This window comes from Pantoea sp. BAV 3049 (genome assembly GCF_009765445.1).
Classification (GTDB): domain Bacteria; phylum Pseudomonadota; class Gammaproteobacteria; order Enterobacterales; family Enterobacteriaceae; genus Erwinia.
In genome coordinates, this window is sequence record NZ_WHOY01000031.1 from 2,167,727 (window position 1) to 2,182,046 (window position 14,320).

General features: G+C 56.5%; 11 protein-coding genes. 4 read left to right on the forward strand and 7 right to left on the reverse strand.

The genetic code is table 11. From position 1 onward, the window contains the following. Positions 1–31: 31 nt before the first annotated feature. Entirely contained in the window at positions 32–940 is a 909-nt protein-coding gene (hemF, locus tag GSQ70_RS11035) for an oxygen-dependent coproporphyrinogen oxidase (RefSeq protein ID WP_158782580.1), read from the forward strand. Between the two features lie 194 nt (positions 941–1,134). On the opposite strand, the gene maeB is transcribed toward hemF, so the two are convergent. The 7 genes from maeB to GSQ70_RS11070 form a co-directional block, all read right to left on the reverse strand. After that, a complete protein-coding gene (gene maeB / locus GSQ70_RS11040) occupies positions 1,135–3,414 on the reverse strand; it encodes an NADP-dependent oxaloacetate-decarboxylating malate dehydrogenase (RefSeq protein WP_158782581.1) in 2,280 nt (759 codons plus the stop codon). A 94-nt stretch (positions 3,415–3,508) separates the two neighbouring features. Then, the gene (locus GSQ70_RS11045; protein WP_158782582.1) at positions 3,509–4,471 is read right to left on the reverse strand and encodes a sugar-binding transcriptional regulator; all 963 of its coding nucleotides are present in this window, start codon (positions 4,469–4,471) and stop codon (positions 3,509–3,511) included. Between the two features lie 157 nt (positions 4,472–4,628). Then, complete coding sequence (locus tag GSQ70_RS11050; RefSeq protein WP_158782583.1) at positions 4,629–5,486, reverse strand: phosphogluconate dehydrogenase C-terminal domain-containing protein; 858 nt, start codon at positions 5,484–5,486, stop codon at positions 4,629–4,631. Between the two features lie 3 nt (positions 5,487–5,489). Then, complete coding sequence (locus GSQ70_RS11055; protein ID WP_199257252.1) at positions 5,490–6,296, reverse strand: sugar phosphate isomerase/epimerase; 807 nt, start codon at positions 6,294–6,296, stop codon at positions 5,490–5,492. Further along, entirely contained in the window at positions 6,281–7,078 is a 798-nt protein-coding gene (locus GSQ70_RS11060; RefSeq protein WP_158782584.1) for a triose-phosphate isomerase family protein, read from the reverse strand. Before GSQ70_RS11060 ends, GSQ70_RS11055 begins: the two co-directional genes overlap by 16 nt. Further along, positions 7,078–8,838, reverse strand: a complete 1,761-nt coding sequence (locus tag GSQ70_RS11065) for a dihydroxyacetone kinase family protein (protein ID WP_158782585.1) — start codon at positions 8,836–8,838, stop codon at positions 7,078–7,080. Before GSQ70_RS11065 ends, GSQ70_RS11060 begins: the two co-directional genes overlap by 1 nt. Next, on the reverse strand, positions 8,835–10,175 hold the full coding sequence (locus GSQ70_RS11070; RefSeq protein WP_158782586.1) for an MFS transporter: 1,341 nt from the start codon (positions 10,173–10,175) through the stop codon (positions 8,835–8,837). The genes GSQ70_RS11065 and GSQ70_RS11070 overlap by 4 nt, the downstream gene beginning before the upstream one ends. A 416-nt stretch (positions 10,176–10,591) precedes the next feature. Between GSQ70_RS11070 and rpiB the strand changes: the two genes are divergently transcribed. The 3 genes from rpiB to tkt all read left to right on the forward strand — a co-directional run bounded on the left by rpiB (position 10,592) and on the right by tkt (position 14,267). Further along, positions 10,592–11,050, forward strand: a complete 459-nt coding sequence (gene rpiB / locus GSQ70_RS11075) for a ribose 5-phosphate isomerase B (RefSeq protein WP_158782587.1) — start codon at positions 10,592–10,594, stop codon at positions 11,048–11,050. 207 nt (positions 11,051–11,257) lie between these two features. After that, the gene (gene tal, locus GSQ70_RS11080) at positions 11,258–12,208 is read left to right on the forward strand and encodes a transaldolase (RefSeq protein WP_158782588.1); all 951 of its coding nucleotides are present in this window, start codon (positions 11,258–11,260) and stop codon (positions 12,206–12,208) included. A gap of 58 nt (positions 12,209–12,266) precedes the next feature. Beyond that, the gene (gene tkt / locus GSQ70_RS11085) at positions 12,267–14,267 is read left to right on the forward strand and encodes a transketolase (protein ID WP_158782589.1); all 2,001 of its coding nucleotides are present in this window, start codon (positions 12,267–12,269) and stop codon (positions 14,265–14,267) included. Positions 14,268–14,320 lie beyond the last annotated feature (53 nt).

The window sequence follows — 14,320 nt, forward strand, 5'->3', positions numbered from 1 at the left end:
GCGCGCGTTAATTTAAAGCCAAGGTTATGCCATGAACGCACCCGATATCGCCCAGGTCAAACAGTTCCTGCTGGGTTTACAGGATCAGATTTGCCAGCAGCTGGCTCAGGCTGATGGCCGCGCCGGATTTGATGAAGACAGCTGGACCCGTGAAGGTGGCGGTGGCGGGCGCAGTCGTGTCCTGCGCAATGGTGCCGTTTTCGAACAGGCTGGGGTTAACTTCTCGCACGTGCATGGCGACCAGATGCCAGCTTCAGCCACGGCGCACCGTCCCGAACTGGCAGGCCGCAGCTTTGAAGCGATGGGCGTGTCACTGGTGATCCACCCTGAAAATCCCTTTGTTCCAACCAGTCATGCCAACGTGCGATTCTTTATCGCCGAGAAGCCGGGAGCCGATCCGGTGTGGTGGTTTGGCGGCGGCTTCGATTTGACGCCTTACTACGGCTTTACTGAAGATGCCGTGCACTGGCATCAGACCGCTGCGGACCTGTGCCAGCCGTTTGGTGAAGACGTCTACCCGCGCTATAAAAAATGGTGTGACGACTATTTCTTTATCAAACACCGCAACGAGCAGCGCGGCATCGGCGGTCTGTTCTTTGACGACCTCAATACGCCAGATTTTGAGCACTGCTTCCGCTTTACTCAGGCGGTGGGTGACGGCTTCCTCAAAGCCTATCTGCCATTGGTTGCACGTCGTAAAGCGCTGCCGTGGGGTGAGCGCGAGCGTCACTTCCAGCTCTATCGTCGTGGACGCTATGTGGAGTTTAATCTGGTGTGGGATCGTGGCACGCTGTTTGGTCTGCAGACCGGTGGCCGCACCGAATCCATCCTGATGTCGATGCCGCCGCTGGTGCGCTGGGAATATGATTATCAGCCGGAGCCGGGCACGCCGGAAGCCGTGCTGTACAGCGACTTCCTGCCGGTCAGAGAGTGGATTTGAAAGAAAGCGGACTCAGAGCCTTCCACACAAACAACTCAGTAGCTTAAAGCACGGGAATACACACCGGGAATAAAGCGTCTCGTGCCATGGACGGCACGAGTCGAACTGCCACGGACGGAGCTTTTTGCGTCTTTATGAGCGGCTTGTGTTCCCCGTGCCTGCACTGAGTCTTGACTGCCTTTAAAGCTCCAGCATTAAAGAGGCCCGCTCTGCGCCTCCACCACCGCTAACGCCACCATATTGACGATCCGCCGCACCGAGGCAATCGGCGTCAGCACGTGTACCGGTTTAGCGATACCCATCAGCACCGGCCCCACGGTCACCCCTTCCGAACTGGACACCCTCAGCAGGTTGTAGCTGATCCGCGCCGCCTCGACGTTAGGCATAATAAGAATATTAGCCGAACCTTTCAGCGGACTGTCCGGCATCAGATCCTGGCGAATACTCTCCACCAGCGCAGCATCGCCGTGCATTTCGCCGTCAATTTCCAGTTCGGGTGCTTTAGCCTGCACCAGCGCCAGCGTCTGGCGCATTTTGCAGGCCGCCGAGGAGTTGGAACTGCCAAAGCTGGAGTGGGAAAGCAGCGCCACTTTCGGTTCAATCCCGAAACGACGTACCGTTTCCGCCGCCATTAAGGTCAGTTCCGCCAGCTGTTCCGGTGTTGGATCTTCGTTAACGTAGGTATCAGCGATAAAGGTGTTACCGCTTGGCAGCAGCAGCGCATTCATCGCACCGGCAACCTTCACATCCTCCCGGAAGCCGAACAGCTTTTCGATCACCTCATAATGCTCTTTGTAGTCGCCAATGGTGCCGCAGATCAGCGCATCCGCCTCGCCCCGATGAACCATGATCGCACCGATCAGCGTCGGGTTACCGATTACCGCTCGCTGTGCCTGCTCCGGCGACACACCGCGACGCTTCATGATCTGGTAATACTCGTTCCAGTAGGCTTTGAAACGCGGATCGGACTCATTGTTCACCACTTCAAAATCCTTACCCGCTTCGATTTTCAGCCCAAGCTTTTTCAGCCGCATCTCAATCACGCTGGGGCGGCCAATCAGCACCGGCTTCGCCAGCCCGAGACCGATCAGCTCCTGAGTGGCATGCAGCACGCGGGCTTCCTCACCTTCCGCCAGCACCACCCGCCGGGGATCTTTGCGCGCCTGCGAAAAAATAGGCTTCATAAACAGGTTGGTTTTATAGACGAACTCGGTGAGCTTCTCGCGGTAGGCATCCATATCCTCAATCGGCCGCGTTGCCACGCCGGAGTCCATGGCGGCTTGCGCCACTGCCGGAGCGATCTGCACGATCAGACGGGGATCGAAAGGTTTTGGGATCAGATAATCCGGACCAAACGACAGCTCCTGGTCGCCATAGGCTGAAGCCACCACGTCGCTCTGCTCGGCCAGCGCCAGTTCGGCAATGGCATGCACTGCCGCCAGCTTCATCTCTTCATTTATTGCGGTGGCCCCAACGTCCAGCGCACCGCGGAAAATGAACGGGAAGCACAGCACGTTGTTAACCTGGTTGGGATAGTCGGAACGCCCGGTGCAGATAATCGCATCCGGCCGCACCTCTTTCGCCAGTGGGGGCAGGATTTCAGGCTCCGGATTGGCCAGCGCAAGGATCAGCGGGTCGCGAGCCATTTTCTTCACCATTTCTGGCTTCATGACGCCCGGTCCGGAACAGCCAAGAAAGATATCCGCACCTGCAATAACATCATCCAGCGTGCGCTTGCCGCTATCCGGCACCGCATAGGCCGCTTTGGTTTCGGCCATGTTCTGCTCGCGCCCCTGGTAAATGACGCCTTTGGAGTCGCAAACCACGATATTGCGCTTTTGCATCCCCAGCGCCACCAGCAGGTTCATACAGGCAATGGCCGAGGCCCCTGCTCCGGAGACCACCAGCCGGACATCGGAGAAGGTCTTTTTCACCACTCTCAGCCCATTCATTACCGCCGCAGTACAGATAATGGCGGTGCCGTGCTGGTCGTCGTGAAATACCGGGATGTTCATTTTTTCACGCAGCTTTTTCTCAATATAAAAGCATTCCGGCGCTTTGATATCTTCCAGGTTGATGCCACCAAATGTCGGCTCCAGTGCCGCCACCACGTCAATCAGCCTGTCGGGGTCCGTTTCGTCAATTTCGATATCGAACACATCAATACCGGCGAATTTTTTAAACAGGACGCCCTTCCCTTCCATCACCGGCTTACCGGCCAGCGCGCCGATATTGCCGAGTCCCAGCACCGCCGTGCCGTTGGAAACCACCGCCACCAGGTTACCCCGCGCGGTGTATTTATGGGCGGCCAGCGGGTCTGCGGCAATTTCCAGACAGGGCGCTGCCACGCCGGGAGAGTAAGCCAGCGCCAGGTCGCGCTGCGTGGCCAGAGGTTTAGTGGGAGAGACCTGAATTTTTCCCGGAACCGGGTATTGATGAAAATCGAGAGCGCTCTGCTTCAGTTGTTCGTCCATTAGCAAGATCCTTTCGTTTTATCTGGAGGGTGTAAACGAGCCAGTATAAAAGCGAGAGCAGGACGAAAAACTTGAAGCAGGCCAAAGTTCAGAACTACTTAGTCATATTCAGCAGCGTGCGGATATTTTGCGCCGAGCTGGCAATAATATCGATCGCGCCAGTCCGCAACGCGCCGAGAATTGCCATCGCCTTGGTATTCTCTGAGGCTATCGCAATCACGCACGGGATTTTGCGCAGCTCTTCAATGCTCAGGCCAATTACCCGGTCATTCATCACCGTGTCGACGTGCTCACCCTGCGCGTTAAAGAAATCATAACCCGCCACATCCCCCGTCACGCCCTGATTCAGGTGTGCATCCAGAATTTCGTGTGGCGTGAACCAGCCCAGCTTCACCATATAGCTGTTCTCGTTCATATCCCCAATCCCGACCAGCGCCACATCCGCTTTCCGCGCACGGTCCAGCGTCTCCTTAATGGTGCCGTTCTGCATAAACGCCTCTTTCAGCGCACGGTTTTCCACATAGGCCGGTGCATACAGCGTTTCGCTGATCCCACCAAATTTCTTCGCCATCCGGCGGCTGATATGATCGGCATTGATTGCATCACCGGGACGGTGGGTACCACCGATGCCGCTGATAAAGTGACAATTGCGTGTCGGCACGCTGCCAGGATGATCGGCCACTGCCGCCACATTACGCCCCTGGCCAACCGCCACAACGGCGTTGTCCTTCAGCGTCTGGGAAAGGTGCATGGAAACCAGCGCGGCAACCTGGCGCCGCTGCTCTTCATCATCCTGATGATCCAGCGCGATCAGCGCACGTTGTAAGGGGAAACGTTCCAGCAGCTGCTGCTCCAGACGCATACTGAACACAGGATGATAGCGGACGTTGATCTCAACGATGCCCTCTTCCTTGGCCCGCTTCAGCAGTCGCCCGACCTTGATGCGGGAAATGCCGAACTTACGCGCGATCTCTTCCTGGGTGATTTCATCCTGATAATAAGCGACGGCGATTTCCGTCAGCAGTTCTGTATCCTGAGAAGGCGAGTTTTTGTCCATCCGGGTTCTCTTAAACGTCAGTCTGGTTAAGGCGCCAGCGCTTCATGCGCTCGGGCGGCCTGAGGGCCGCCGTTGCGCTCTGGCAATACCGGATTTATACCATTTTCATCGCCCGATCGGCCACTGATTGCCCCCGGGTGGCTGATACCGGTCACAATTACCGACGAATTGCGTCAATTTTCAGCATCCGCGCAATCACGATATCCAGCTCTTTCTGATCGAAAATCTGCTTCCAGTCCGGCCTGACGATCTTTTCACGACCATATTCCATGGCGATCATGCAGGCATCCGAGAACGGGTTCGTCGCACGGAAAGCCACGGCCAGCGCAATCTGAATATGCCCGTACAGCATCGCCTTGGCGGCTTCTTCCGGGACGCCGGAGTGCCTGACGGTTTCATCCAGCGCTTCTTTCATAAACGCGCCAACCATACAGGCCACAGTCTCCACCAGAGTCGGCTCCAGGTAGGCCAGCTGCGTGACCGTTACCCAGTGCACTTCTTCAACCGGGCCGTACATTATGCGGATTACTTTGCTCAGCTCAGCTTTCTGCGCGTCGCTGCCTGCTTCATAAGAAGCAGCGATGTGCTGGACAGCTGCCACGCCACCGAAGGCATCCGCGTGTTCTTCTTTGGTGTAGCGCTCCAGGAACACCGAAGGATGGCATGGGTGCGCGACCGCGTACACAATACCGTCACGAATGGCGATCAGGTTGGCATATGCCGCTGCCGGATCCAGCGTTAACAGGATCGCGCCAGTTTTCATTTGCGGCACCACAATTTCAGAGACTTTGCCCAGCACGATATCCGGCACGGCGAGGATCACCACGTCGCTGACCGGCACGACAGACTCTGCGCTGGAGAGTTCTCGTCCCTGGGCAGTCACCTGAGACTGAGCCTGCGGAGCGCTTTCACAATAGAATACCTGGTAGTCACTTTTCTGCAGGTTGGCAGAAATACGCATACCCATTTTGCCGCCCGCGCCGATGACGGTAATTGTTTTTAATTGAGTGCTCATAAATTACTCCTGGAATTGACGATTATTTAAATAGTCGACGCTCTGCTGAGTCCACTGCTGTTCGAGCTGGCAGGTGCGATCCGCATCCTGCTGCCAGGGTAGCCAGTGTTCAACGATCTGGTTGATCCCTTTGCTGTCCGGCCGCACGCGGTCGATCAGCAGGTCATAATTCAGCAACCCTTCGCCCATCGGGCTGCCGGCCAGCGTAAAGCCGACCCAGCCATCCTGACGGGAAAAAGCAAAATCTTTGATATGCAGGTTCAGCACACGATCCGCCGTGTTGGCGATCACCTGCTCGGGCAACTCCAGAGCCGCCACGCAGTTGGCCGGATCCAGACAAACGCCAAGGTAAAGAGAGTCAAAACGGTTGATGACTGACATCATGTCAACGCTGCGCACCTGCTCATAGGTCTCCAGACAAAGACTGACCTTTTGCTGTTCAAACTTCGGCAGCACGCCTTCGATCATCGCTGCGGCTTCACTTAGCGTGGGGCGGGAAGTGGCGCTGTTAAACATTGAGCGCAACACGCTGGCTTCCAGCACGTCGGCAATCTCGAGATAGCGCTGCAGATGAGTGTTAACCAGTCCACGGGTGCCCAACTCAAGCTGCATTCCCAGCCGGTCGGCCTGCTGACGCAGTTTCTGCAACTCAGCCGTGCTCCAGCTTTCAATCTGCGGATAGTCACAAATCTGGAAAACTGACACGCCCATCTCTGTCGTTTGCTGCAGCATATCGGCCAGACTCAGGGGAGCCGGAACCTTTGGCGAGGCGCGCCAGAAATACGCATAGGTGCTTAAGCCTGTGGCCATGATGCCTCCTGTGGCTGGCGTGAAAGCGCGGCGGCTTCATCAATAATGGTTTTCAGGGCGGAGGATTGATGGGCAAAGCGCCCAAGGAACAGGCCACCGACGCGGTTACCCAGGCGGCTGAGCAGGCCCGGTCCGGCGCTGCCGCCATAAATCACGCTGAAGGTGAAATTACCCAGTCCGCTGAACTGGCGCAGGCCATGACAGACCTCACCGATAAAATCGTCCGGCGCGGAAGTTGCCGCCCCGATGGCCCACTGAGGTTCGTAAGCCAGAATGATGTGACCGGAAAGCTGCTGCTCGCGGGCCTGGTTTAACGAAGCATCCAGCTGCTGTCGGCACAAAGCGATAGCCGCTTCAGCTGGCCCTTGTCCGGGTTCCCCAAGGCACAACACTGGCGTTAAGCCATTGCGTAAAGATGCCGCCAGTTTCCCGGCGATCTGCACATCGTCTTCAGCAAAATAACGACGCCGTTCGGCATGGCCGACTTCAGCATAGCCGCAGCCCATTTCGGCCAGCATTACGCCGCTGACTTCACCGGTCCAGGCGCCGTTATCTTCCCAACTGAGATCCTGCGCGCCGACCACCACTTTTGTTCCGGCGAAGGCTTCCAGCACAGGCGGTAAGGCCGGAAAAGAAGGCAGAATGAACAACCTGACTTCACCGCTCTCAATCGCCGGATGGACACGGGCAATGGCGGCGACTTCCTGACTCCAGGCCAGCGTCTGCTGATAGCCGAAGTACATTTTCAGGCTGACACCCAGCGTGATGCGTGGCTGTGCCATCAGTTAACCTCCTGCAACCGGGATGCTGCAGAGGTGTCCTGCTGGCGCAGTTGCTCCAAGACTTTGTTGACGATCAACGCCAGCGAAACGGCACCGGCATCCGGCGTGCCCTTGCTTTTTTCTGCCAGAGGACGTGCGCGGCCCATTTTAGGCACCAGCTGCGCGGTAGCCTCAGCACTGAGCGTGGCCTGTCGCGCCGCTGCGGCCCAGGCATCAATCAGGGAATCACCGGCCTCTACGCGCTCGCTCAGCGTTTCGCTGAACGGCACCAGCACATCGACCATCGTTTTGTCACCTGGCTTGGCCTTGCCGAAATGCATGATGCCTTCTTTGGCATGCTGCACGCCCAACGCCATGCGGCTGGCATCAGGCACTTCACTGTCGCCAATTGCCGTACCGATGGCAGTCAGGGCCACGCCCCACAATGCGCCAGAAGTGCCACCGGCTTTATCCGCCCAGGCATCGGCGGCGCGGCACAGCAGGGTGCCAGCACCCGCCTTGCGCTGCTGCATTTCATGCGCTTTTTCCTGCGCGCCCTTCACGCCGCGGGCCATGCCGATACCGTGATCGCCGTCCCCCGCGACCGCATCAATCCGGCCCAGCTCTTCTTCATGCTCTTCTATCACCTGCGCCATCGCATTGACTACGGCCAGCACACATCCGGCGGAATGTTGCGACTGCTTGGTGGCAACCGGGATTTCGTCCGTTTCCGGCAGGATCAGCTCGGCTTCACTCAGCGGTTCGGCAACAATCACGCTGCCCTTGCGAAAGGCGGGGGCATTCGCCGGAGCACGCCAGAAGGTTTCCAGCTCTTCATCCAGCCACATCAGCGTCAGAGATGTACCAGCCATATTAAAGCTGGTGACAAACTCGCCGACTTCCGGTTCCACCACTTCCAGCCCGGCATCATTCAGCAGTTGCGCCACGCGGCGATAAACCACAAACAGCTCTTCATACTTCACCGAGCCAAGGCCGTTAAGAATGACGGCGACACGCTGTCCCCGCACTTCAGTAATCTCTTGCGGGCACTCTTTCAGCAGCCGCTCGACAAACAGTTCCGCCAGCGTATCGGCAGGCGGAATATCGCATTCGCTAATCCCTGGCTCGCCGTGGATGCCCATGCCCAGCGCCATGGTGCCATGAGCCACTTCAAACAGCGGCTGAGCAGCACCCGGCAGCGTACAACCGGAAAAAGCCACGCCAAGTGAACGGGTACGGTGATTAGCATGGCGAGCCAGACGGGTCACGTCTTCCAGCGTGTAACCGGCTTCAGCCGCTGCGGCAGCCGCTTTGAATACCGCCAGATCGCCGGCGACACCGCGACGTTTTTCCTGTTCAGAAAGCGAGGCGCTGGAAATATCATCCGTTACCGCCAACAGCTCGCAGGGAATGCCTTCTGATTTCAGCCGCTCGCAGGCCTGGCCAAAATGCAGCACGTCGCCGGCATAGTTACCGAAGGCCAGCAGCACGCCACCGCCGTTTTCAGTAGCCCGCGCCACGTTATAAATCTGCTGTGCGGAAGGCGAGGCAAACAGATTGCCCATCGCTGCGCCATGCGCCATGCCCTGCCCGACCAGGCCGGAGAAGGCCGGATAGTGCCCCGACCCACCGCCGATCACGACAGCCACGCAGCCTGGTTTGCTGCGGGTGCTGCGTACCACACCGCCCGGAACCTGACGAACCTTGTCCGCATTGGCGGCGACAAAACCCTCAATCAGCTCACTGGCAAAGGCCGAAGGTTGGTTGAATAAATAGGTCATTGCGTATGCTCCTGTGCAAGATGGGCAGACTGAAATCCTGAACGTTTAGCGTTGAGTAACAGCATCAGCAGTGCCGAGAGCAGCATGAAGCCTCCCACCACCATCATTGAAACGGTGTAGCTCCCGGTAGCGTCGTGCAGCATGCCGGTCAGGTAGCCAGCCGAGAATCCGGCGACATTGCCCAGCGTATTGATCAATGCGATGGCTGCCGCAGCGGAAGCACCGGTCAGGAACTGAGTCGGCAGCGTCCAGAAATTCGGTAAGGCAGCAAAAATCGAGCAGGCGGTGATCGAGATCACGAGGATGGTTGCCATCGGAGAATCCATGTACAGCGCCAGCGGCACGCTGATTGCTCCGGTCAGCGCCGGTAAGGCGATATGCCAGGTTTTGCAGCCGCGGCGGGCAGCATCCCGTGACCAGAAGAACATCACCACGGCGGCGAAAATGTAAGGCACCCCGGTGATCAACCCTTTCTCCACCACGTTGAATGAGGTACCGAACTGCTGCTGGAAACCGGCAATAATGGTGGGCAGGAAGAAGGCCAGCGCATACAGACCGTAAATAAAGCCGAAATAAATCAGGCACAGCATCCACACGCGGCCATTAAACATCACGCTGCGCAGGCTCGGATGAGCCGTGTGCTGTTTCTGCTGGCTCTCTTTCTCCAGCTCGCTGGTCAGCCACTCTTTCTCTTCCGCATTCAGCCATTTTGCCTGCCGCGGGGAGTCTGCCAGGTAGAACCAGGTGACGATGCCGATGATGATCGCCGGTACTGAGACGCCGAGGAACATCACACGCCAGCCCGCCAGACCAAACAGACCATGCTGTTCAATCAGCGCGGCAGCCAGAGGCGCACCAAATACCACGGTCAGCGGCTGGGCAAGATAGAACAGCGACAGCACCTTGCTACGATGACGGGCCGGAACCCACATACTCAGAAACAGGATTGCACCAGGGAAGAAGCCCGCTTCGGCCACGCCCAGCAGCATGCGCAGCGTATACAGCCCTTCAACACTGCTTACCCAGGTAAACAGCAGCGACACAATCCCCCAGCTGACCATGATCCTCGCCAGCCATTTTCTGGCACCGAAACGGTGCAGCGCCAGATTGCTTGGCACTTCCAGCAGGATGTACCCGATAAAGAAGATCCCCGATGCCAGGCCAAACTGCGCCGCATGCAGCCCCAGATCTTCCGTCAGGCCATTCGGGCCGGCAAAAGAGATGGCGGTGCGATCGAGAAAGTTAATAAAGAACATCAGCGCAACAAAAGGCACCAGCCGCAGAGAAACTTTGCGGATGGCCGATTTTTCAACGGCGAATTCCTGATGAGTGTTCATAGCGCTTCCCCTCTGACGTTGAGGAGAGAGCGGGTATCTGGTGTGTAGGGCGATGGACCTGGTTGAAGGTGAATTTGACGCATGGTTTTGAGTCCTCAGTGGGTCTTCTTGTGCATTGCATCAATGCGTGAACATATGAACATTACCTGCAACAATGTTCATTGCCCATCGGGCCGTTCAAAAACTGTGAGCCACCTCAAAACCTTTCATTTTTCATCCTCAGGCGTATTAAACAGGCAACATGGCGTCAGCAATCACCATACCAGCAGGAAAAAACAGGGATGATTAAAAAATCAAAAGAACAACACTTGAACATATGAACAAAAGTATGGCAGGCTGGATAACGTTCACCGTCAGTCAGTTTTCCTCATCACAGGAAAAACCTGCGGCCCCCTCACCAGCAGTTGGAGAAATCTATGTCTTCTATCGCGATTGGCGCCGATGATGCGGCACTGGAATTAAAAAACCTGATCAAACAGTTCCTGCAGGATAAGAATATTGATGTCAGCGACTACAGCAATGACGCCCAGAATGACAAACCGATCTATCCGGACATCGCCTGGACGGTGGCTAATGCGGTCAAAGATGGCAAGCACCAGCGCGGCATTCTGATCTGCGGTACCGGCATTGGTATGGCAATCGTGGCAAATAAAGTGCCCGGCATCCGTGCGGCACAGTGCCACGATACCTACTCTGCAGAACGCGCCCGCAAAAGTAACAATGCGCAAATCATGACGCTGGGCGCCCGCGTGATTGGACCGGAGCTGGCTCGCTCCATCGTGAACAGCTGGTTAAATTCTGAGTTTGAAGGCGGCGGCTCAACGGAAAAAGTGGATAAAATCAGCTACTACGAGCAGGCCGTAAGCGAAAAATAAAACCAAAAATGGCGCGCCGTAAGGGGCGCCAGTACGGGTTTCTGCAGAGGTGCTACACTGATGAGTGCGGCATTTTTTCTTTGCGGCAACGGCGGTCATTGGGCTAACCCATTGCAACAATCAGAGAAAACGCATTCCCATTAAAGGACGTCTGATGCAATGTTTGGCCTGATACGCTATGCATTTTGCACATCAAGGAGCCAAGAGATGAACCAGCTAGACGCACTGAAACAATACACCACCGTGGTGGCTGACAGTGGCGATATCGAATCCATCCGTAACTACCATCCAGAAGATGCCACCACCAACCCGTCTCTGATCCTGAAAGCCTCCGGCCTCGATTCTTACAAGCACCTGATTACCGATGCTGTCGACTATGCCAAAAAACAGGGCGGCAGCAAGGAAACCCAGATTATCAATGCCAGCGACAAAGTCGCGGTCAACCTCGGTATGGAAATCCTGAAAAGCGTCCCCGGTCGCGTTTCTACCGAGGTGGATGCGCGCCTGTCTTTCGACCGCGGCATGTGTGTAACCAAAGCAGAAAAACTGGTCAGAATGTACGAAGATAACGGCATTGACCGTTCACGTATTCTGATCAAACTGGCTTCGACCTGGGAAGGTATCCGTGCAGCGGAAGAGCTGGAGAAGAACGGGATTAACTGTAACCTGACCCTGCTGTTCTCCTTTGCCCAGGCCCGTGCCTGTGCGGAAGCAGGCGTGTTCCTGATCTCTCCGTTTGTTGGCCGTATTTTCGACTGGTACAACAACCGTAAACCACTGGACCCGTATGTGGTGGATGAAGATCCGGGCGTGGTCTCCGTTCGTAACATCTACGAATATTACAAACAGCACCGCTATAACACCGTCATTATGGGTGCCAGCTTCCGTAAAACGGAGCAGATTCTGGCGCTGGCGGGCTGCGATCGCCTGACTATCTCCCCTAATCTGCTGGAAGAGCTGCAGGCAAGCGATGCGCCGGTTGAGCGTAAACTGACCCCTTCCACGGAAGCTTTCCATCAGCCGACTCCACTGTCAGAAGCTGAGTTCCGCTGGGAACATAATCAGGATCCGATGGCGGTAGACAAACTGGCCGAAGGTATCCGCCAGTTCGCCGTTGACCAGCAGAAGCTGGAAGACGTGCTGGCCGCTAAGCTGTAACCCACTTCATTAGGGGCAGGCCGCGGTCTGCCCTCCCCCCAATTGCAGGGAGAAAAACATGTCTTCACGTAGAGAACTGGCTAATGCAATCCGTGCGCTGAGTATGGATGCCGTGCAGAAAGCTAATTCCGGTCATCCGGGTGCCCCAATGGGCATGGCTGATATTGCAGAAGTGCTGTGGCGCGAGTTTTTGCATCACAACCCGACCAATCCTGCCTGGGCCGACCGTGACCGCTTTATCCTCTCCAATGGTCACGGTTCCATGCTGCTATACAGCCTGCTGCACCTGACCGGTTACGACCTGCCGATGTCCGAGTTGAAAAACTTCCGTCAGCTTCATTCCAAAACCCCGGGTCACCCGGAAATCGGCTACACGCCAGGCGTGGAAACCACCACCGGCCCACTGGGCCAGGGTCTGGCTAACGCCGTGGGCCTTGCCATTGCCGAACGCACGCTGGGTGCGCAGTTTAACCGTCCTGACCATGAGATTGTCGATCACCACACTTATGTGTTTATGGGTGATGGCTGTCTGATGGAAGGGATCTCGCATGAGGTGTGCTCGCTGGCCGGTACACTGGGTCTCGGCAAGCTGATTGGGTTCTACGACCACAACGGTATTTCTATTGATGGTGAAGTGGAAGGCTGGTTTACAGACGATACTGCCAAACGCTTCGAAGCCTATCACTGGCATGTGATCCGCGACATCGACGGTCACAACCCGGACGCGATCAGCAAAGCGATTAAAGAAGCACAGAGCGTGACCGACAAGCCTTCACTGCTGATCTGCAAAACCATCATCGGCTTCGGTTCACCAAACAAAGCCGGTAAAGAAGAAGCGCACGGCGCTGCGCTGGGGGCGGAAGAAGTCGCCCTGACCCGCAAACAGCTGGGCTGGAACTATCCGGCGTTTGAAATCCCGAAAGAGATTTATGCTCAGTGGGATGCTAAAGAAGCGGGTGAGAAATACGAGAAATCCTGGAACGATAAGTTCTCAGCCTATAAAGCAGCCCATCCGGAACTGGCGAAAGAGTTTGCCCGTCGTATGGACGGCGGTATGCCGGATAACTGGCAACAGGAAACGCAGAAATTTATCGAGCATCTGCAGGCCAATCCGCAGAAAATTGCCAGCCGTAAAGCCTCACAGAACACGCTGGAAGCCTGGGGCAAAAGCCTGCCTGAATTCCTTGGTGGTTCCGCTGACCTGGCGCCCAGCAACCTCACGATCTGGTCTGGCTCCAAACCGCTGAACGAAGATATAGCCGGTAACTATATTCACTACGGCGTGCGCGAGTTTGGGATGACGGCAATTGCTAACGGCATTGCCCACCATGGCGGCTTTATTCCTTACACCGCGACCTTCCTGATGTTCGTGGAATATGCCCGTAACGCGGTGCGTATGGCAGCGCTGATGAAGGCTCGTCAGGTTCTGGTCTATACCCATGACTCTATCGGACTGGGCGAAGATGGCCCGACTCACCAGCCGGTTGAACAGCTTGCCAGCCTGCGCGTCACGCCAAATATGAGTGTCTGGCGTCCCTGTGACCAGGTAGAGACCGCTGTGGCCTGGAAACATGCGATTGAGCGTCATCACGGCCCGACCGCGCTGATCCTTTCCCGTCAGAACCTGGCGCAGCCAGAGCGCAGCAAAGAGCAGCTGGAGAACATCTCCCGCGGAGCATACGTGCTGAAAGATTCTCAGGGCACGCCGGATGTAATCCTGATTGCCACCGGTTCCGAGCTGGAAATTACTCTGGGCGCGGCAGAGAAGCTGACTGCCAGCGGGCACAAAGTGCGCGTGGTTTCGATGCCTTCAACCGATATATTTGATAAGCAGGATGTGGGCTACCGTGAATCAGTGCTGCCTTCAACGGTCACCGCGCGCGTCGCGGTGGAAGCGGGCATTGCCGATTACTGGTTCAAATATGTTGGCCTGAACGGCTCGATCGTCGGCATGACCACCTTTGGTGAATCTGCCCCGGCCGATAAGTTGTTTAACGAGTTTGGCTTCACGGTGGAGAACATCGTCAGCCATGCTGAGAAGCTGATTAAGCCTCACTGAGCCAGCACTCAGTAACAGCAAGCCCGGCAATTGCCGGGCTTTTTTTATGTCAT

What these genes read in the sequence shown, in the direction of transcription:
- hemF (WP_158782580.1), top strand. Translation starts at nt 32, where the DNA reads ATGAACGCACCCGATATCGCCCAGGTCAAACAGTTCCTGCTGGGTTTA.
- maeB (WP_158782581.1), bottom strand. Translation starts at nt 3,414, where the DNA reads ATGGACGAACAACTGAAGCAGAGCGCTCTCGATTTTCATCAATACCCG.
- GSQ70_RS11045 (WP_158782582.1), bottom strand. Translation starts at nt 4,471, where the DNA reads ATGGACAAAAACTCGCCTTCTCAGGATACAGAACTGCTGACGGAAATC.
- GSQ70_RS11050 (WP_158782583.1), bottom strand. Translation starts at nt 5,486, where the DNA reads ATGAGCACTCAATTAAAAACAATTACCGTCATCGGCGCGGGCGGCAAA.
- GSQ70_RS11055 (WP_199257252.1), bottom strand. Translation starts at nt 6,296, where the DNA reads ATGGCCACAGGCTTAAGCACCTATGCGTATTTCTGGCGCGCCTCGCCA.
- GSQ70_RS11060 (WP_158782584.1), bottom strand. Translation starts at nt 7,078, where the DNA reads ATGGCACAGCCACGCATCACGCTGGGTGTCAGCCTGAAAATGTACTTC.
- GSQ70_RS11065 (WP_158782585.1), bottom strand. Translation starts at nt 8,838, where the DNA reads ATGACCTATTTATTCAACCAACCTTCGGCCTTTGCCAGTGAGCTGATT.
- GSQ70_RS11070 (WP_158782586.1), bottom strand. Translation starts at nt 10,175, where the DNA reads ATGAACACTCATCAGGAATTCGCCGTTGAAAAATCGGCCATCCGCAAA.
- rpiB (WP_158782587.1), top strand. Translation starts at nt 10,592, where the DNA reads ATGTCTTCTATCGCGATTGGCGCCGATGATGCGGCACTGGAATTAAAA.
- tal (WP_158782588.1), top strand. Translation starts at nt 11,258, where the DNA reads ATGAACCAGCTAGACGCACTGAAACAATACACCACCGTGGTGGCTGAC.
- tkt (WP_158782589.1), top strand. Translation starts at nt 12,267, where the DNA reads ATGTCTTCACGTAGAGAACTGGCTAATGCAATCCGTGCGCTGAGTATG.